Source organism: Amycolatopsis sp. NPDC049868 (assembly GCF_044461365.1).
GTDB lineage: Bacteria > Actinomycetota > Actinomycetes > Mycobacteriales > Pseudonocardiaceae > Amycolatopsis.
The window spans coordinates 528269-546359 of the sequence record NZ_JBITKV010000002.1; the positions used below are offsets into that span (position 1 = coordinate 528269).

Genomic DNA, 18091 nt, shown 5'->3' on the forward strand with positions numbered 1-18091 from the left:
CCGGCGATCATGTTCGCTATTCACCATTAAAAAGTGAAACTGGGGAAGGATTATCATGCGTCGATTCAGGACCGTGGTCGTCGCCGCGCTCGCGGCGTCCGCGTTGATCACCGCTCCGGCGGTGGCCGTCGCTCAAGGTGAGAATGCCGTCGACGTGAAGTCGATGGCGCCGCCCGCCAAGGTCGAAGGGGTCAGGGCGGCCGCGGAGCTCAACATCCAGTACCAGATCCAGGAGACCGGTTACTGGTGCGGCCCGGCCGCCACCCGGATCGCCATCTCGGCCAAGAACGGCAACCCGCCGAGCCAGCAGCAGCTCGCGAACGAGCTGCCGACCACCACCAACGGCACCGACTGGATCGGGCAGGTCACCCGCGTCCTCAACAACCACGTCGCCGGTGGCTGGTACGAGACCAAGGAGATGCCGAACGACCCGCCGACCCAGGCGCAGCGCGACCTGCTGTGGCGCGACATCGTGCTGGACATCGACAAGGGCTACGCGATCGTCGCGAATATCGTCGCCCCGGCGAACAACCACCCGCCGGGCTACCCGAACTACACGATCTACCACTACTTCACGGTCATCGGCTACAACAGCGACAACATGACGGTGAAGATCGCCGACCCGGCCAACTTCGGCGGCAACCAGATCTACTGGCTCACCTTCAACCAGCTCGCCACCCTGATCCCGCCGAAGGGCTACTCGGCCTGATCCCCCTCCCGCGTTTCGTCCTCTGGATGCGTCCGGAGGACGAAACGCGCGGGTTGTACGAATCTTGTACGGGAGGGCTCGAAGCTGGTGCCCATGCGCATCAAGACGCTCGGTCTGCTGGCCGCCTCGCTGCTGGCCCTGGTCGCCACGCCGGCCATGGCCGCCGACGGCAACCCGCTTGAGAAGACCAACGGCTTCTACGTCGACCCGAACTCCAACCCCGCGGTCTGGGTCAGGGACCACCCGGGCAGCACCGCCGACAAGATCAAGGCCGCCATCTCCACCAAGGCGGGCGCGCGCTGGTTCGGCAACTGGAGCGGCGACATCAAGAAGGCCGTCGACGGCTACACCTACGCCGCCGACGTCGCGGACAAGCTGCCGATCCTGGTCGCGTACAACATCCCCGGCCGCGACTGCGGCGGTCACTCCGGTGGCGGCGCGGGCAGCCCGGAGGCGTACCGGACCTGGATCTCGAACTTCGCCGACGGCATCGGCGGCAAGCCCGCGGTCGTCGTCATCGAGCCGGACGCGCTCGCGCAGCTCGACTGCCTGCCCACCGGTGAGCGTCAGACCCGCCTCGACCTCCTCAAGTACGCCGCGGAGCAGTTCGCCGCGAAGGCCCCGAACACCTGGGCGTACATGGACGGCGGCAACTCGACCTGGATCCCCGCCGCGACCATGGCCGACCGGCTCAACGCCGTCGGGGTGAAGTCGATCCGCGGTCTCGCGATCAACGTGTCGAACTACAAGACGACCACCGACTCGGCGAACTACGGCAAGGCCGTCAGCGCCGCGCTGTCGAGCAAGTACGGCTACACCAAGCCGTTCGTGATCGACACGAGCCGCAACGGCAACGGCCCGCTGGGCTCCGAGTGGTGCAACCCGGCCGGGCGCAAGCTCGGGGCGACCTCGCAGACCGGCGGCGGCGCCGAGATGCTGCTCTGGGTCAAGGTGCCCGGCGACTCCGACGGCAAATGCGGGATCGCGCCGGACGTCGAAGCCGGTCAGTTCAGCCCCGATCTCGCCCTGCGCCTGATCAGCGGTACCTGACCGCTCCCGAAGCCCGTCGCGCCGGCTGCTCGTCTGTGACCCTCGTTCTCCCGAGAAGGCGAAGGCCACGACCCCTTGGACAGCAGCCGGCGCGACGCCTCCAATTCCCGTGAAGGCCCCCTTCCCTCGGCTCAGTCGAGGGAAGGGGGCCTTCACGCGCTTCCGGTAGTACGGTGACCTGAGTCACAGTATCGACCGAGGAGGACGGCGTCGTGGAGTTCCAGCTGGGGATCGGTACCAGGAAGGGCTTGTTCCTCGCCCGCGGCGAGGATCGCGAGAACTGGGAACTCTCCGAGCCGAAGTTCCCGATGGAGGCCGTGCGCGCGGTCGCGCTGACGCCCGCCAAGGTCTACGCGGCAGCGGTCAACGAACACTTCGGCCCGACGATCGCGACGTCCGCGGACTTCGGTGAGACCTGGTCCGAACCCGCTCACGCCCCGGTGGCCTTCCCCGCCGACACGGAGACCGCGCTCGAAGGCATCTGGCAGATCGTGCTCGCCGGAGACGTCGTCTACGCCGGTGTCGAGCCGTCCGCGCTGTTCCGGTCCGAGGATGGCGGCGAGACCTTCGAGCTCGTGCGCGGGCTGTGGGATCACGAGCACCGTCCACACTGGACTCCCGGTGGCGGCGGCCAGATGATCCACACGATCCTGCCGCATCCCACCGACTCCCAGCGGATCACCGTCGCCATGTCGACGGGCGGCGTCTACCGGACCGAGGACGGCGGCAAGAGCTGGACGGCGTCGAACCGCGGCATCAGCGCGGGATTCCTGCCCGGCGAGGAACCCGAATTCGGGCAGTGCGTGCACAAGGTCGCGATGCATCCGGCCCGGCCGGAACGGTTCTTCCTGCAGAACCACGGCGGTGTCTACCGCAGCGACGACGACGCGAAGACCTGGAAGTCCATCGCCGGTGGCCTGCCGAACGACTTCGGGTTCGCCATGGTCGTCCATCCGGCCGATCCGGACATCGTCTACAACTTCCCCTTGGTGGCCGACGTGCTCCGGTTCCCGCCGGAAGGCCGTTGCCGCGTCTACCGCAGCGAAGACGCGGGCGAGACCTGGACGGCACTCGGAAACGGCTTGCCGGACAAGGGTTTCTACGCGGGTGTGCTCCGGGACGGCATGTGCGTCGACGCGCGGGGCGGCATCTACTTCGGCACGCGATCCGGTGAGGTGTGGGCCAGCCCAGACGGAGGCGACACCTGGCATCAGGTGGCCGCGCATCTGCCGGACGTGCTGTGCGTCCGGGCCCAGGTGGTCTAGATGGTCCGGGTGCTGCTGCCCGCGATGCTGCGGCCGCTCGCGGGCGGTGCGGGGACGCTCGACGTCGACGCTCCGACGCTCGACGCCGTCCTGGACTCGCTCGGCGCCGGTTTCCCCGCGTTGGAACGCCGTCTGCGTGACGAGACCGGTGCGCTGCGGCGCTACGTGAACTTCTATGTGGACGGTGAGGAGTGCCGCCGTCTCGACGGTGCGAAGACCTCGCTCGCCGAGGCGAAGGAAGTGCAGATCATCCCGTCGGTCGCCGGCGGCTGAATGTCAGGAAAGGGTCGTTCAGGACAAAAGATGTCCTGAACGACCCTTTCCTGACACGTGAAGCGGGCTACTGGGAAAGCAGGTTCGCGCAGCGGATCAGCCCGATATGCGAGTACGCCTGCGGGTGGTTGCCCAGCGAACGCTCCGCGATCGGGTCGAACTGCTCGGGCAGCAGGCCGGTCGGGCCCGCTGCGTCGACGATCTGCGTGAACAGTTCCTCGGCCTCGGTGCGCCGCCCGGTGAGCAGGTACGCCTCGATGAGCCAGGCCGCACAGATGTGGAAACCGCCCTCGCCGCCGGGAAGGCCGTCGTCGCGGCGGTACCGGTACACAGTGGACCCACTGCGCAGTTCCGCCTCGATCGCGGTCACCGTCGACTGGAAGCGCGGGTCGGCCGGATCGATCAGCCCGGTCAGCCCGACGAACAGCGACGCGGCGTCGAGGTCCGTTCCGTCGTAGGCGGTGGTGAAGGCCTGTACCTCTTCGTTCCAGCCCTTCTCCAGCACGTCCGCGGCGATCTCGTCGCGCAGCGAAGGCCACGCTCCCGGCACCGCGCGGCCGTAGACCTCGCCCAGTTTGACGGCCCGGTCGATGGTCACCCAGCACATCACCCGCGAGTACACCCGGTGGCGCGGTACGTGCCGTTCCTCCCAGATGCCGTGGTCCGGCTCGTTCCAGCGCCGCGTGACGGCCTCGGCCATCGCGCGCACCATCTGCCAGTCCTCGTCGCGCAGTTCACCGCGCGCCTCCGCCAGGGTCTGCACGAGTTCGACGACCGGGCCGAACACGTCCAGCTGCACCTGGTGGTTCGCCAGGTTGCCGACGCGGACCGGCCGCGAACCGGCGTACCCGGGCAGCGATTCGATGACCGCTTCGGCGCCGATCACGCTGCCCGCCAAGGTGTACAGCGGGTGCAGCCGTTCCGGACCGGCCAAAGTGGACAGAACGCCGTGCAGCCACCGGAGGTAGCCTTCGGCCTCTTCGGTCGAGCCGAGGTGCACCAGTTCGCGCACGGTCATGGCCGCGTCGCGGATCCAGCAGTAGCGGTAGTCCCAGTTGCGGACGCCGCCGATCTCCTCCGGCAGCGAGGAGGTCGCCGCCGCGAGCACGCCGCCGGTGTCGGTGTTCACCAGCCCGCGCAGGGTGAGCGCCGAGCGGCCGACGAGGTCGGTCTGGACGCTGGGCAGCTTGAGCGTTCGCGCCCAGGTGCTCCAGTAGTCGCCCGCGCGCGCCCGTCGATCCACTTCGGACAGTTCGTGCGCGCTGAGATCCGAAGTGCCGCAACGGAGTTCGAGCACCACCGGGTTCTCCGGGGAGGGGGTGACGAGTGCCGTCGCGGTGTCGTTCATTCCGTCGGAGGTGATCTCCCACGTCACTCCCGGCGAGCGCAGTGCGAACGGTTCCGAGGTGCCCTGCACCAGGATCCCGTCGCCCTCGGCGACCAGTTTCACCGGCACACCACCGAATTCGGGCCGCGGCGCGAAGACGATCTCCGCCGCCGTCTCACCTGAGATCACCCGGACGAGATCCGTGCGGTGCGCGGGGCTCTCCGGCTCGAGGTAGTCGGTGACGAGCAGCCGCGACCAGCGGGTCTCGACCGTCATCGTGTTCGGCAGGTAACGCTGCCCGAGCGGCAGGCCGTTGCGGTGCGGTTTGATCGAGAAGTGGCCCGCGCCGGCGCCGCCGAGCAGGTCCGCGAAGATCGCGGGCGCGTCGGGGCCGGGGTGGCACAGCCAGGTCAGCCGGGCGTCCGGTGTGACCAGCGCGACCGAACGTTCGTTGGCCAGCAGGGAAAGCCGCTCGATCGGCGGCGCCTGCTCGCCGTAGAGCCAGTTGCGCCGCTCTTCGAGCAGGAAGGCGAGCGCCATCGCGACGTCGACGGTGTCCGGAACCCGGAACTGGGCGAGGCTTTCGCCCTCGCCGACCTTCACGCCGAGGTCAGGGCCGGAGATCCGGGCGAACGCCTTCTCGTCGGTGACGTCGTCGCCGAGGAAGACCGCCGCCGTCGCGCCGACCTGGTGACGCAGGGTGTCCAGCGCGCGGCCCTTGTCCGTCTGGACGACCGCGAGCTCGACGACCTCCTTGCCGTCGGTCGTGGACACGCCCTCCCACTTCGAAGGTCCATTGTGGACATCACGAAGGACCCGGCGGCCCGCCTCGTGCTCGGCGCGGCGGACGTGCACCGCGATGCTCGCGGGCTTGACCTCGAGCGAGACGCCCGGCACGTCGAGCACCAGGTCTTCCAGCTCGGCCTCGAGCCGTCTGTGGAGTTCGCGGGCCTTGTCGTCGAGCGCGTGGATGAAGCCGATGTCGAACTCGGACCCGTGGCTGCCGACCAGGTTCACCTCGGCCGGGAGACGGGACAGGGTGGCGAGATCACGCAGCGCACGGCCGGAGATGACCGCGGTGGTCGTCTCGTGCAGGCCGGCCAGCGACCTGAGCGCGCCCACCGATTCGGGCAGGGGACGGGCTTCGTCCGGGTTGGCCGTGATCGGAGCCAGCGTGCCGTCGTAGTCGCAGGCGACCAGCAGCCGCGGGGTGCGCGCGACCTGGACAATCGCGCGCCGCAGCTCGGCGGGCAGTGCCTCGGCGGTCAACGATTTCTCCTCGGGAAACTATGCGGGGTAGGGGGATCAGTCGGCCGGTTCGGCGCCGAGCGCTTGGAGGAACGAGCGCGCCCAGCGGTCGACGTCATGCGTGAGGACCTGTCGACGCATGGCGCGCATACGGCGGCGTCCCTCTGCGGGGTCGAGCGTAATGGCAGTCTCCAGTGCGTTCTTCACCCCGTCCAGATCATGCGGGTTGACCAGGAGCGCACTGGTCAGCTCGGCCGCGGCGCCGGCGAACTCCGAAAGCACGAGCGAACCGCCCAGGTCGTGGCGGCAGGCGACGTACTCCTTGCAGACGAGGTTCATCCCGTCACGCAGGGGAGTGACCACCATGACGTCGGCCGCGGAGAAGAACGCGGCGAGTTCCGTCCGGTTCACGGACTGATGCAGATAGTGCACGACCGGGTGACCCACGCGGGCGAATTCGCCGTTAATCCTTCCGACCATCTGCTCGATGTCTCCGCGCATCCGCTGGTAGTGCTCGACGCGCTCGCGGCTCGGTGTGGCCAGCTGGACGAACGTGACGTCCTCCGGACGGACGCGGCCTTCGTGCAGCAACTCGTGCAGCGCCTGCAGCCGCAGGTCGATGCCCTTGGTGTAGTCGAGCCTGTCGACGCCGAGCAGGACCTTCTTCGGATTGCCGAGGTCGTGGCGCAGCTGGGCGGCGCGTTCGGCGACGCCCTTGGTCTTGGCGAGTTTGTCGAGGCCGATGGCGTCGATGGAGATCGGGAACGCGCCGACCCGCACCGTGCGGTCGCCGACCTGCATCAGGCCGGGGCGGGTGCGGATGCCGACCGCGCCGCGGCTGGATTCGAGACCGGCCAGCTGCCGCGCCAGCCAGAGGAAGTTCTGCGCGCCACCCGGCCGGTGGAAGCCGACCAGGTCGGCCCCGACCAGGCCGCGGACGATCTCGGTCCGCCACGGCATCTGCATGAACAACTCGACCGGGGGGAACGGGATGTGCAGGAAGAACCCGATCCGGAGATCGGGACGCAGCTCGCGGAGCATCGCCGGGACCAGTTGCAGCTGGTAGTCCTGGATCCACACGGTCGCGCCCTCGGCGGCGACCTTCGCGCTCGCCTCGGCGAAGCGCCGGTTCACCCGGACGTAGGACTCCCACCAGCTCCGGTCGAACACCGGCCGCGCCACCACGTCGTGGTACAGCGGCCAGAGCGTCGCGTTGGAGAAGCCCTCGTAGTAGTCGCGGACGTCGTCCGAAGTCAGGGAGACCGGGTGCAGCACCAGGCCGTCGTCGTCGAACTCCTCGACCTCGACGTCGGGAACGCCGGGCCAGCCGACCCAGGCTCCCTTGCGTGACCGCAGGAAGGGTTCGAGCGCCGACACCAGCCCGCCGGGGCTCGCCGTCCAGCGCCTGCTTCCGTCGGCGGTCCGTTCGAGGTCCACCGGGAGCCGGTTCGCCACCACCACGAAATCCGCGGAGGCCGTTCTGCTCGTCTCGGCAATCACATCGTCCACCAGCCGCTCCCTCGAATCGCGGGTCGCTGCCCTAAGCGGAAACCCTATCGTGCGAGGAGGCCACGGCCCGTCGCCGAGCGATCACTCCAAGCGTCGTTCGGCGGGTTCCAGCGGACCCGCCATCCGCGGCCCGGCGAATTTGCGTTCCAGCCTGCCGAGCCCCGTGCGCACCGGCTGCGCGAGGTATTCGCCGAGTACCACACCCGCTGCCAGGGCGAGCCCGATCGCGACCGCGGTCATCAGCGTCGAGATGTTCCCGCCGGGCTCGACGCCCAATTGGTATAGACCACGATAGGTGGAGAGGCCGGGGAGGAGGGGCGTGATGCCGGACACAGCCACCACGAGCGGTGTCACCTTGAGGCGCCTGGCGAGCACGCCGCCGCAGAAACCGACCAGCGTGGCGGCGACCGCGGAGGAGCTGACGGCCTGGAAGTCGGTCAGCATCAGCGCGCCGTACACGGCACCGCCGATCGCCCCGGCCGCTCCCGCGACGATCATCGCGCGCAGGGTCGAATACGAGGCGAGCGCGAAGCAGGCCGACGCGCCGACGCTGCCGATGACGATGATCGGAAGCTGCTGCGGTGTCGAGGAAACGACCTCGGGCAGCGGTGTCAGCGGCAGACCGAGCAGTAGCGCGATCTTCAGTGCGAGCACCACGCCCGCGATCAGCCCGGCGCTCATCAGCGCGGTCTCCATCGTGCGCCCGGCCGCCGTGACGTAGTAGCCGGTGATGGCGTCCTGCACGGCGGAAACCGTGGAGAGCCCGGACAGCAGCACGGTGACGGCCGCCGCGACGACCAGCGTGGGTTTGTCCGTGGTGAGCAGGTCGCTGCTGACTATCGCCATCGCGGACAGCGTCGCGACCAGGCCGCCGATCACCTGCTGGAAGAAGAAGGGCAGCGCGAAGCGGTTCAGCAGGCGGCCGAGCCGGTCGATGACCGCGCTGATCACCAGCGCGACCAGCGCGACGTCGATGCTGCCGCCGAGGATCAGGGTGATGAACGCGGCCAGCCCGCCCCAAGCGGCCGTGGCCACCCAGCGGGGGTACGGGTGCGGCGCCGTCGTGATCCGCTGCAGTTCCTGCTGCGCCTCTTCGGCGCCGATGTTGCCGCGGACGATCCTGCGGACCAGGGTCTCGGTCTGGGTGAGCCGCGTGTAGTCGAGGCTGCGTGAACGGACCACGCGCAGCGCCGTCACGGGTGCCATGTCGGTGCCGCGGTGGCAGGTCACCGTGATCGACGTGAAGATCACGTCGACCTCGCAGTGCGGGAGGCCGAGCGCGGAGGTCAGCGCGATGATCGTCGCGGTGACGTCGGAGGCACCGGCGCCGCTCGACATCTGGACCTCGCCGATGCGCAGGACGAGGTCCAGGACGAAGTTGACCGTCGTGTCGTCCGGCGGCTGCGGGCCCATCGCCTCGTCGACGTCGACGGCGGGCTGCTCGGCCGTCGGCGCTTCGAGGATCTGCCAGGCGCGGCGGCGCAGCAGATTCGGCCGGTGCGAGCGAGTCTGGGGGATCGATCGCTCTCCGTCACGCTGGCGCGGCGCTTCCAGCAGCCATTCGCCACGTTCGGGTGTTTCGTCCTGGTTCTTTTCGGCACCGCGTTCGCCGCGCTGGGCTCCCTTGGTGTGCTCGTTGATCTTCATGATCGATCCACCTCCTCACTCTGCTTGCAGGGACTGGTTCTACGGACTTCCCGAGGAGCATCGGGGCCGGTGCCTCGACCGTTGCAGGAAACCCGAAGTGGCGTCCGCCACGTCGGAGGAAGATCATCGCGACCTCGCCGGTTTACGGCACACTGCATGTCATGGCGTCCTCTGTGAGCAGGCGTTCCGTTCTTCGCGCGGCCGGTTTCACCGCTGCCGGGACAGCGGCGACATTCACCCTTTCGGGTGCATCTAGCGGGGCGGAGGCCCCGGTTTTCGCGCATGGGGTGGCCTCGGGAGATCCGATGCCCGATTCGGTCCTTCTCTGGACCCGGATCACGCCTTCGCCCGAGGCCGTTCCGGGATCCGGAAAAGGGCCGGCGGTGGACGTCCGGTGGGAGGTGGCCACGGACGCCGGATTCGCGCGCGTCGTCGCTCGCGGTCACCTTTGGACCGGCCCGGAACGCGACCACACGGTGAAGGTGACGGCGGGCGGGCTGTGCGCGTCGACCGCGTATTGGTACCGGTTCACGTCTCAGGGGAAGGTTTCGCAGACCGGCCGGACCCGCACGGCGCCTTCGCGCGACGAGGACGTCGAGAGCCTGCGCTTCGGCGTGGTCTCGTGTGCGAACTGGGCTGTCGGTCACTTCGCCCCCTACGGCTATCTGGCCGGCCGCGACGATCTGGACGCCTTCATTCACCTGGGTGACTACCTCTACGAAGGAAATCCCAACCCTGCGGGTGATCTCCGGCCTTCGGTACCGCCCAACGAGTTGATCACCCTGGCGGACTACCGGCAACGCCACGCGATGTACAAGACCGACGAGCACCTGCGACGGCTGCATGCCCGGCACCCGATGATCGCGACCTGGGACGACCACGAGGCCGCCGACAACGCCTGGTCCGGCGGATCGCCGTCACACGACCCGGCGACCGAGGGTGACTGGGTGGACCGGATGCGGGCCGCGCACCGGGCGTACTTCGAGTGGATGCCGGTGCGGCACCGCGGCGACCGGCTGTACCGGCGGCTGAAGTTCGGGAGGCTGGCCGACCTGACCATGCTGGATCTGCGGACGTACCGGACCCGGCAGCCCGGCCCGGTCTCGACGGAGGACACCATCCTCGGCGCCGAGCAGCGGCAGTGGTTCCTGGACGGCCTCGCGCGCGGAACCGCGTCCTGGAACCTGATCGGGAACTCGGTGATGGTCACGCCGATCAAGATCCCCGCGCTGCCCACCCGCGAACGGCTCGCGCTCGACGATCTGCTCGACGGCCAGCCGATCACGGTCAACACCGACCAATGGGACGGCTACACCGCCGACCGCCGCCGGGTCCTCGACACCATCGCCGCGCAAGGCCGGGGCAACACGGTGTTCCTGACCGGCGACGTCCACTCGTCGTGGGCGAATGACGTGCCGCGGGACGGAACGAGCGTCGCGGTCGAGTTCGTCTGCCCGTCGGTCACCTCGGACAACATCGACGAGCAGCTCGGTGTCCCGCCGCGGACCGGCTCACTGAAGGTCGAGGCCGCGATCCGCGCGCTGAACCCGCACGTGCGCTTCGTGGAACTCGACTCGCACGGTCCGGGTGTCCTCGAAGTGACCCCGGAAGCCGTCCGGATGAACTGGTACTACGTCGCCGACCGCCGCGACCCGGCGACGGCCGTGACGTTCGCGCATGCCTTCCGGACGGTGGCCGGGGAGCCCCGGGTGCGCCCTGCGGGTCGCTGAACCGGCGCCGATATACTGGCCTTGCCCAGGCTGCCCTGGGCAAGGCCGCTATAGCTCAGCTGGTAGAGCATCTGTCTTGTAAACAGAAGGTCAGGGGTTCGAGCCCCCTTGGCGGCTCAAGATCGACATAGGCTTTGGTGCTGGTTTTGGCCTTATCGGCCTCCGTTTCGTCGCCGCGGCGGTCGCAAGGGGGATGGCCGGCGCGTCGCATATGGGCGCGGTGCCGTCTTCCGGCGTTGTCGCCGAGGCGTGGTCATACCCCTCGGTCGCCCCGGCCTCCCGGGGCCGGCTGGTCGGATACGGGCTGGTGTGGATGAGCCGAAAACGAGAAAGTCAAGTCCCTCATCCACTGTGGACGAGGGGCTTGACTTCTCTGTGCCGCACGTAGTCCTGGCCGCGCCACCTGATTCGCGGTCCCAGGCCAAGTTCGTCGCCCGTCCATTGCGTGTCGCGGTCGCCGAGCCTGCTGGTCCGGGGTGGCCGGCGACCCCCGGCTACAGAGTCCCTTCGAACACGACCGTGCCGTCGGCATCACGCGCTTGAATGCGGACCCCCTGCGGGAACGGATCATTCACCTCTTTCGGCACGAAGACCACGAAGGTCCCGTCGACCACATCAGCTGTCGAGGTCAGTCCGGCGCCGAAGTCACAGGTCACCGTCACCGCCGACGCCGGCAGCAGCGTCCCGGCGAACGGCGTCCGGGAGTTGCCCCGGTCACCACCGTCTTCCACGCCGCCCAGGGGCTGCATCAGGATATTCCGGGGCTTCTCCGGCGGGATCTCGAAATGGTCTTGGTAGACCCGCGTCTTCATCCGGCCGGGACGCCGCGGGTCCGGAACGGTCGTGCACGCCAGGCTCCGATCGCCCAAACGGCCGAGAACGACCTGATAGCCGTCCTTGTCCAGCAGCGCGCCCGGCCTGTACCCCGCCACGTCGGAGACGGCGTTCACCGCGCCGGACAGGCATTTGCCGAGCGCTCGTCCCGCGGGCGAGGTCCGGTCGGCCGGGACGACCGGGCGATCGACGGCCGAAAGAAGTGGCGCCGGAGCCGGTGGCAGGCTCATAGTCGTCGCTCCGGCGGCCTCGTAAACGGACAGTTGCGTCTTCGCGGGGTCGATCCAGGTGAACGAGACGAACTGATGTGACAGAGGCGAAGCTTCCACGACGTCCGCGCCGTCGGAATCCTCGGCCTGGAATGCGAGACCCGCACCCCGCCAGGCCGGATCGAGCACCCCGCCGATCAGCCCGGTCGCGCTCTGCAGGAGCAGTCCGGTGCGGGTGCCCGGCACGTAGGTGGGGGCGGCGTTCGGGTCGGACAGGGTCACGGTGGTCAGCGTCGTCTCGCAGAACATCGGCTTGCCCGCCGCCGTCGCGGCGACGACCGAAACGTCCAGCATGACGTCCGTGAACTGGGGGATCCATTCCTCGCGCGGGGGCACTCGGTCCGTCTTGCCCGCGGACCGCACCGCGGCCCAGCAGCGGTCGAGCGATGACGTCGCCAGCCCGGCGTCCAGATTGAGCCCGCCGGCGGCCGGTTCGGGGCCGGGGTCCGCGCCCTGCTGACGGAGCAGCTGTGTCGCGGCGGCGACGCCGGACGCGACGAGAACGACCGCCGCCGCGGCGGCGTACCAGACGCGTGCCGTCCGCCGCGGCTTCGCGATCCCCTCGCGGACGGCCGATCGCATCCGGGCGCGGACGTCGTCCGGCATCGCATGGCGAGGGGGGTACACGGGTTCGCCGCTCATTTCTCCTCCAGCAACGTACGCAGCCGGGCTCGTCCCCGGGAAAGATGGGCGCGGACGGTGACCTCGGCGATGCCCAGCAACTCCGCGGCGTCAGCGATGCTCACCTCGGCGGCCAGGCAGAGTTCGACGACGTCGCGCTGCGATTTCGGCAGCGACCGGACGGCTTCGGCGACTTGCCTCAGCCGGCGCTGGCCGTCGATCTTCTCGGCCACCGAATCGGCGTGGTCGGATACGGCGGGCTGGGCCGGGATCTTCCCGAGCAGCCGCAGCCGGCGACGAGCACCGCGGTGCTCGTCACGGGCGACATTGGCCGCGACCGTGTAGAGCCACGGCAGGGCGCTGTCCCGCACCAGGGTCACCTCGGCCCGCCGCCGCCAGGCGATGAGGAACGTCGTGGACGCCAGATCCTCGGCGCTGCTCCACGAACCGGTCAGGCGATACGTGTAGTTCCACAGAGCCTCGGCGTGCCGCTCGAACAGCTCACTGAACGCCCCCTCGTCGCCGCCGGCCGCGCGGGCCCACAGCTCCCGGTCACCGGTCTGTTCCACCGGTACCCCCACCCTGATCGCAAGACTGCTCACGCCCTGGTTGTGGCCGGCACCGGCCGAACGTTGCGCGCAACTTTCCGGGTCGGAAGAGCCACATCAAGACATGATCATGGAACAGGTCCGGGCAACGGACAACCAGGCGACGCCCTGGCGGATGCCCCTGTCCGTAGCGGTGCTCTCGGCGGTGGTGTTCCTGCTCGCCCGTCCGCATTTGATCGACGACACGTTCATCACACTGGCGTACGCGCGCAACGTCGCCTTCCACGGCCACTGGGGCCTGCTCGCCGACGCGACGTCGAACACCGCGACGTCGCCGGCGAACGTGCTCATCCTGGCGGTCCTGACCATCTTCGTCCGCGACGCCGTCTTCGCCGCCGGAGTGCTGTTCGTGCTGTGCCAGGTTCTTCTCGTCCTGGCGTTGCGCAGGCTCGGCGCGGCGGCCGGGCTGCCGCCCCGGTTCCCCGCCCTGACCCTCGCCGCGCTGACCGCGAACCCGCTTCTGCTCTCGTCGATCGGGCTCGAGGTCACCCTCGGCGCGGCGGTCCTGGGCTGGCTCACCGTGTTCGCGGTCGCAAGGAACCCATTCGCCTTCGGTCTGACAGCCGGCGTGCTCGCCCTGGTCCGGCTGGACATGATCGTGTTCGCGGTGGTGCTCTCCGTCTTCCTCCGTCCCGGCACGGGACGCGCACTGCTCGGCGCCGGGCTGATCACGCTGCCGTGGTTCGGCTTCAGCTGGGTGGTGCTCGGCGCGGCGGTACCGGACACCGTTGTGATCAAGACTCTCCAGGGCGCGCAACGCGCCTGGGGTGCCTGGAACTTCGGCAACGGCCCGCTGTTCTATGCGCGGACTTCGCCGGTGATGGCCGTGCTGGCGTTCCTTCCCGCGGTGCTCGCCGTCCTCGCCATGGTGACACTGGCCGTCCGGCGGCGCACGATCCCCGCCGGGCTGCGGCCGTTCGTGCTGCTCGCCCTCGGTGGCCTGCTCTACCACTTCGGCTACGTGTTGCTGGCGGTCCCGCCCTACCACTGGTACTACGGCCCCGGCCTCACCGCGGCGACCGTTTTCGTCTGTGCCGTAGCGGTTTCCCACCGGATCATGGTCCGCGGGGTGCTCGCGTTGATCGTCGCCGGTCTGATCGCGTACGCGGCTGCCGGACTTCCCCGCACGTACGCGCCGTTCACGTCGAACTACACGTCGAGCGCGCAGTACGCACGTATCGGAGCGGAACTGGGAACGCTCGCCGGAGGCCGGATCGTCGGCAGCGCGGGCGAAATCGGCGTCCTCGCCTACAGTTGCGGCTGTCCGGTCGTCGACGTCTTCTCCGACCGTGGCCTGCTGCCGGCCGCGATCGAGGCGCGCGGCAAGGAGAACCGCTGGATCCGCGCGATACTCCGCGTGAACTACGCCTTCTTCGACTTCGACGTCCGGCCACGCCGTCCCGAACTCGTGCTGCGCCGGCTGGCGGCCCCACCGCCGGACGCGCTCGCGCACTGGACGCTCGACGCGCCGACCCTCGGAAAGCAGGAGCTGTACCTGGTGCCGAACGAGGAGTGAAAGCCCGAGCCCACCCGGGAAAACTCGCGAGACGCGGGAGGTGACCGCGAAGGCGACCAGCGCCACCGCGACCCGCCGACGATCAGCTGTGAACACGCGAACCAGGCCGGCACGGGAAACAGTGACGGCGGTGCGTTGGCGAGACGGCCGACTTAGCCGGCTCGCGCTGCAGGCCACGGCAAGCCTTGCTTACGCGATCGACCAGAGCGACGACGACATCACCGTCGGTCGCGCCGTGGCGGCTGCGCCGATGATCCGGCGGTCCTGCCACCGCGGGGACTTTCGGCTCTGCCAGGCGGAGAACCGGACTTCGACGATGGATGGGTATTCGTGTCCCGTGCCGCGGCACCCGATCCCCCGGAGTTCGTGATGCGCAGACTTTCGTTGCTCACCGTGTTGCTGATGCTGCCTGTCCTTGGTGCCGCCACCGCGCTTCCCGTCGCGGCGGCGCCGGTTCGGCAGGCCATGCTGACGGCGATCCGGGCGGCCCACCACACCGACTTCGACCGGGTGGTGTTCGAATTCGCCGGTCCACCGCCTGCCGAGCGCGACGCGGTTTACGTCCCGGAAGTGATCGGCGATCCGTCGGGGAACCCGGTGCCGATCGCCGGGGACGCGTTCCTTCGCCTGCGGATGGCATCCGCCGTCGGTCACAACGACAACGGCGACATCACCTACGGGCCGGCCCGGCGGACGTATGCCCTGCCCAACGTGATGCAAGTGGTCAACGCGGGCGACTTCGAAGGGGTGCTCACCTTCGGAATCGGTCTCGCACGCCAGGCGCCGGTCCGGTTGTTCACCCTGACCGGGCCCAGCCGGGTCGTCCTGGACATCGCCACGCCGTTCCGGACCGTCGACGTCCGGGCACATTTCCTGGACCTGACCCGTTTCGAGTCAGGCGTCGAGCCCTACACCCGTGCGGTCAGCCGCCCGGTGATACCTCCGGCGCTCGCCCGCGGCGCGCTGCAGCGGCTGTTCGCGGGTCCCACCGAAGCGGAACTCGCGCAGCGGCTGCGGTTCGTCGACTCCGACGCGACGGGGTTCACGGGCTTGTCGATCACCGGCTCCGTCGCCAAGGTCCAGCTGACCGGAGGCTGCTCGAGCCACGGCTCCACATTCACCGTCGCGGACGAGATCATGCCGACACTCAAGCAGTTCCCGTCGGTTCGGTGGGTGAAGATCCTCGACCCGTCCGGCCGTACCGAGCGGCCCACCGGGAACACCGACTCGATTCCCGAATGCCTTGAGCCGTGATCGGACGCCGTGGTCTGCCGATCATTGCGGGCCGGGCAACGGCGCGGCCGGAATTCCCTTCGAGGGGGTGAGGATGTGGTGCTGCGATGGGCCGTCACCGTCGCGCTGTTCTTCTGCTTGGCGGCGGTGGCGTTCGGGTTCACTCGTCGGACGTTGCGCTTCGCCATGCCGCTCGTCGTGGCGGCGGTCGCCCTCCTCTGGGTTCCGGGCCTGCCGGATCTGCTGGCCCGCTGGCAGTGGGCGGTCCTCGGGCTGGTGGCGATCGTGGGTCTCGACTGGATCGCCGCACGACGGGGTAGCCCGGGGGTCGATGTCGCCAAGCCGGTCGAGTTCGACACCTCCGCGACCAAGGAGTTACTGACCGAGCTGGCATTCCGGCTGCCGGCCGTGGCCTTGCGCAAGCCCGCCGGGGTGCCTGGCGGGACCGGTGGTGACCAGGTCGCCACCATCGTGAGCGCCAGCGAGGTCAAAGGGAGCACCGTCGTCGCCGCCCTGATCCGGCTCGCCGAACTGTTCACCGCGTCACCACGCCGCTATGTGGTTCGGCTACGTGCGGAGCGCTGCGCTGACTTCGATTCCGTCATAGCGGACGAGGTGGCCACGGATCCGCTGTTGTGGGTGACGGTCGACGTCCGGAGTCGCCGTACCGACAGCAGCGTCGCGGTGACGACCTTCGATCGTGTCCGCTTGAGCGACGCCGGTGAACACGCCGCCGCGTTCGTGGCCGCCGCGGTCCTCGCGCGCGACCGGTCCACGCCACGCTGGATCTTGCCGGTACGAGAACGTGCCGAAGACCTCGCGCAATTCCTGCTCGGTCCGCCGGCACCGGCGGCCGGCGCCACGTACGAGCAGGTTGTCGCCGACCGGCGGGTACGACGGGAGCGGCTGGCCTCGGTGGCCCGCGATGGCGCGGCGGCCGGAATCGTCCGGTACGAGCTGGCGATGCTCGACGACCTCTGCGGACGACCGCTGGCCGCGCTGCGTCTTCACGCCCGCACCGTCGCGGAGAATCCTCGGTTCCGCCGCGCGCAGTACCGGCTCGGGCTGTCACTGGTGATGGCCGCCGGCGACGCCCTCGCCTCGTGCTGGCGACCGGACCGGAACGATCGTGAACACCGCGACATCGTGACCTACCTGCGTCGCGCCGGCATGACCTTGGCCCCCACAGCCCGCTCCGACGCGCTCGAGGACCTGTGCCGATTCCGGCGTGAGTTGCTGGTCCACGCAGAACGGCAGCTCACCGACTATCGTGCCGCGCTGACCTGGCCGAAGATGATCGCCAGTTGCCTGTGGCGCCGTTCCGAACGTTCTTCCTGGCTGGCTTTGATGAAATCGTGGTCCGGATGGCGGCGGCAGGTGGCCGTGGCCGAGTCGGCCTTGCTCTTCTGCCGGGCCCGGGACCACCGGATCGACAACGGGGCCGCGGATTCGGTCTTCCTGCGGCAGGCGCGCGACCAGGCGGACCGGCTGTGCGCGCGGGTCGGGGAAACGGACCAGTGGCAGTATGCCTACAACCTCGCCTGCACGCTCACGCTCACAGTCGCCGACCAGGATCATGCCCCCGCCCCGGTGCGGAAAGCGGATCTTGCCCGCATCTTGAACCTGCTCCGGCTCGTCGCCGACGCGCCGGACAACCCGCTCGCGTCGGAGTGGATCGGCCACGACCCCGACCTCAAGCCGCTGCATGGCGACCCACGGTTCCGCGACTTCCTGCGGGATCAGATACGCCGTGACTTCCCGCGGAGCACACCGCACGGGGACGAGCCGGAGGACGCGGACTGGTTCGCCTGGCAGGTCGATGTCGCGCGAGAAGGAAAGACTCGTAGCCCGGCTCAAAGGAAGTCCTCGGAGTGAAATCCCTGATAGGCCGTCGGGGTGTCCCTGCTCTCGGCGCATCGCCCATCGACCCTACGGCCGCGTTCGACGCTGTCGTTTTCGTCGACACCGCGATCCACGACGTCGCGGCCGCCGTCAAACTCGGCGACGCAGGTCGACGTCCACTGTGGATGCCAAAAGGAGTAAGCCGTCCACTGTGGACTGCTCGCCGGTGCCGTGCGCGGCGGCCGCCAGGTCGCGGACCGTCATGCCCTCGGTACACGGGACGCGGTGTTCGCGCAGCCGGTCTTCGGCCTCCCGGCAGGCGCCGAGCACCGCGCCGATGCCAGGCTGACGTCTCCGTCGCCACGCTCGTGCGGTCTTGGCCAGCGGGATTCCGGCGAACCATGCCACCA

The 18091-nt window shown here is 69.2% G+C and carries 14 protein-coding genes and 1 tRNA gene; 9 read left to right on the forward strand and 6 right to left on the reverse strand.

Going from position 1 to position 18091, the window contains the following annotated elements; translation table 11 throughout:
• Positions 1 to 55: 55 nt before the first annotated feature.
• From ACIBTM_RS10690 to ACIBTM_RS10705, 4 genes are all read left to right on the forward strand, one after another.
• Entirely contained in the window at positions 56 to 709 is a 654-nt protein-coding gene (locus ACIBTM_RS10690; protein WP_395876263.1) for a C39 family peptidase, read from the forward strand.
• Positions 710 to 802: 93 nt separating this feature from the next.
• A complete protein-coding gene (locus ACIBTM_RS10695; protein ID WP_395876264.1) occupies positions 803 to 1759 on the forward strand; it encodes a glycoside hydrolase family 6 protein in 957 nt (318 codons plus the stop codon).
• Between the two features lie 212 nt (positions 1760 to 1971).
• On the forward strand, positions 1972 to 3024 hold the full coding sequence (locus ACIBTM_RS10700; protein ID WP_395876265.1) for a WD40/YVTN/BNR-like repeat-containing protein: 1053 nt from the start codon (positions 1972 to 1974) through the stop codon (positions 3022 to 3024).
• Positions 3025 to 3297, forward strand: a complete 273-nt coding sequence (locus tag ACIBTM_RS10705; RefSeq protein ID WP_063274666.1) for a MoaD/ThiS family protein — start codon at positions 3025 to 3027, stop codon at positions 3295 to 3297.
• A gap of 67 nt (positions 3298 to 3364) precedes the next feature.
• On the opposite strand, the gene otsB is transcribed toward ACIBTM_RS10705, so the two are convergent.
• From otsB to ACIBTM_RS10720, 3 genes are all read right to left on the reverse strand, one after another.
• Positions 3365 to 5893, reverse strand: a complete 2529-nt coding sequence (gene otsB, locus ACIBTM_RS10710) for a trehalose-phosphatase (protein ID WP_395876266.1) — start codon at positions 5891 to 5893, stop codon at positions 3365 to 3367.
• 36 nt (positions 5894 to 5929) lie between these two features.
• Complete coding sequence (locus ACIBTM_RS10715) at positions 5930 to 7381, reverse strand: trehalose-6-phosphate synthase (RefSeq protein ID WP_395876267.1); 1452 nt, start codon at positions 7379 to 7381, stop codon at positions 5930 to 5932.
• An 81-nt stretch (positions 7382 to 7462) separates the two neighbouring features.
• On the reverse strand, positions 7463 to 9028 hold the full coding sequence (locus tag ACIBTM_RS10720) for a threonine/serine exporter ThrE family protein (RefSeq protein WP_395876268.1): 1566 nt from the start codon (positions 9026 to 9028) through the stop codon (positions 7463 to 7465).
• A 161-nt stretch (positions 9029 to 9189) separates the two neighbouring features.
• On the opposite strand from ACIBTM_RS10720, the gene ACIBTM_RS10725 reads away from it, so the two are divergent.
• On the forward strand, positions 9190 to 10758 hold the full coding sequence (locus tag ACIBTM_RS10725) for an alkaline phosphatase D family protein (RefSeq protein WP_395876269.1): 1569 nt from the start codon (positions 9190 to 9192) through the stop codon (positions 10756 to 10758).
• 44 nt (positions 10759 to 10802) lie between these two features.
• Positions 10803 to 10875: transfer RNA gene (locus ACIBTM_RS10730), tRNA-Thr, on the forward strand.
• Positions 10876 to 11252: 377 nt separating this feature from the next.
• Here the strand turns inward: ACIBTM_RS10730 and ACIBTM_RS10735 are convergent.
• Both ACIBTM_RS10735 and ACIBTM_RS10740 read right to left on the reverse strand, forming a co-directional pair.
• A complete protein-coding gene (locus ACIBTM_RS10735) occupies positions 11253 to 12503 on the reverse strand; it encodes a hypothetical protein (protein ID WP_395876270.1) in 1251 nt (416 codons plus the stop codon).
• On the reverse strand, positions 12500 to 13051 hold the full coding sequence (locus tag ACIBTM_RS10740) for an RNA polymerase sigma factor (protein WP_395876271.1): 552 nt from the start codon (positions 13049 to 13051) through the stop codon (positions 12500 to 12502). The genes ACIBTM_RS10735 and ACIBTM_RS10740 overlap by 4 nt, the downstream gene beginning before the upstream one ends.
• A 103-nt stretch (positions 13052 to 13154) precedes the next feature.
• On the opposite strand from ACIBTM_RS10740, the gene ACIBTM_RS10745 reads away from it, so the two are divergent.
• The 3 genes from ACIBTM_RS10745 to ACIBTM_RS10755 all read left to right on the forward strand — a co-directional run bounded on the left by ACIBTM_RS10745 (position 13155) and on the right by ACIBTM_RS10755 (position 17714).
• Positions 13155 to 14606 (forward strand): hypothetical protein, encoded by a 1452-nt coding sequence (locus ACIBTM_RS10745; protein ID WP_395876272.1) that lies wholly within the window; start codon positions 13155 to 13157, stop codon positions 14604 to 14606.
• A gap of 369 nt (positions 14607 to 14975) precedes the next feature.
• Positions 14976 to 15860, forward strand: a complete 885-nt coding sequence (locus tag ACIBTM_RS10750; protein WP_395876273.1) for a hypothetical protein — start codon at positions 14976 to 14978, stop codon at positions 15858 to 15860.
• A 75-nt stretch (positions 15861 to 15935) separates the two neighbouring features.
• Positions 15936 to 17714, forward strand: a complete 1779-nt coding sequence (locus ACIBTM_RS10755; RefSeq protein WP_395876274.1) for a hypothetical protein — start codon at positions 15936 to 15938, stop codon at positions 17712 to 17714.
• A 117-nt stretch (positions 17715 to 17831) separates the two neighbouring features.
• Here ACIBTM_RS10755 and ACIBTM_RS10760 read toward each other — a convergent pair whose 3' ends face one another.
• On the reverse strand, positions 17832 to 18089 hold the full coding sequence (locus tag ACIBTM_RS10760; protein WP_395876275.1) for a hypothetical protein: 258 nt from the start codon (positions 18087 to 18089) through the stop codon (positions 17832 to 17834).
• Between the last annotated feature and the right edge of the window lie 2 nt (positions 18090 to 18091).

Bases quoted from the DNA above. Each gene is read 5' to 3' on its own strand.
- ACIBTM_RS10695 (WP_395876264.1), top strand. From the start codon at position 803: ATGCGCATCAAGACGCTCGGTCTGCTGGCCGCCTCGCTGCTGGCCCTG.
- ACIBTM_RS10705 (WP_063274666.1), top strand. From the start codon at position 3,025: ATGGTCCGGGTGCTGCTGCCCGCGATGCTGCGGCCGCTCGCGGGCGGT.
- ACIBTM_RS10735 (WP_395876270.1), bottom strand. From the start codon at position 12,503: ATGAGCGGCGAACCCGTGTACCCCCCTCGCCATGCGATGCCGGACGAC.
- ACIBTM_RS10745 (WP_395876272.1), top strand. From the start codon at position 13,155: ATGATCATGGAACAGGTCCGGGCAACGGACAACCAGGCGACGCCCTGG.
- ACIBTM_RS10725 (WP_395876269.1), top strand. From the start codon at position 9,190: ATGGCGTCCTCTGTGAGCAGGCGTTCCGTTCTTCGCGCGGCCGGTTTC.
- ACIBTM_RS10750 (WP_395876273.1), top strand. From the start codon at position 14,976: ATGCGCAGACTTTCGTTGCTCACCGTGTTGCTGATGCTGCCTGTCCTT.
- ACIBTM_RS10690 (WP_395876263.1), top strand. From the start codon at position 56: ATGCGTCGATTCAGGACCGTGGTCGTCGCCGCGCTCGCGGCGTCCGCG.
- ACIBTM_RS10720 (WP_395876268.1), bottom strand. From the start codon at position 9,028: ATGAAGATCAACGAGCACACCAAGGGAGCCCAGCGCGGCGAACGCGGT.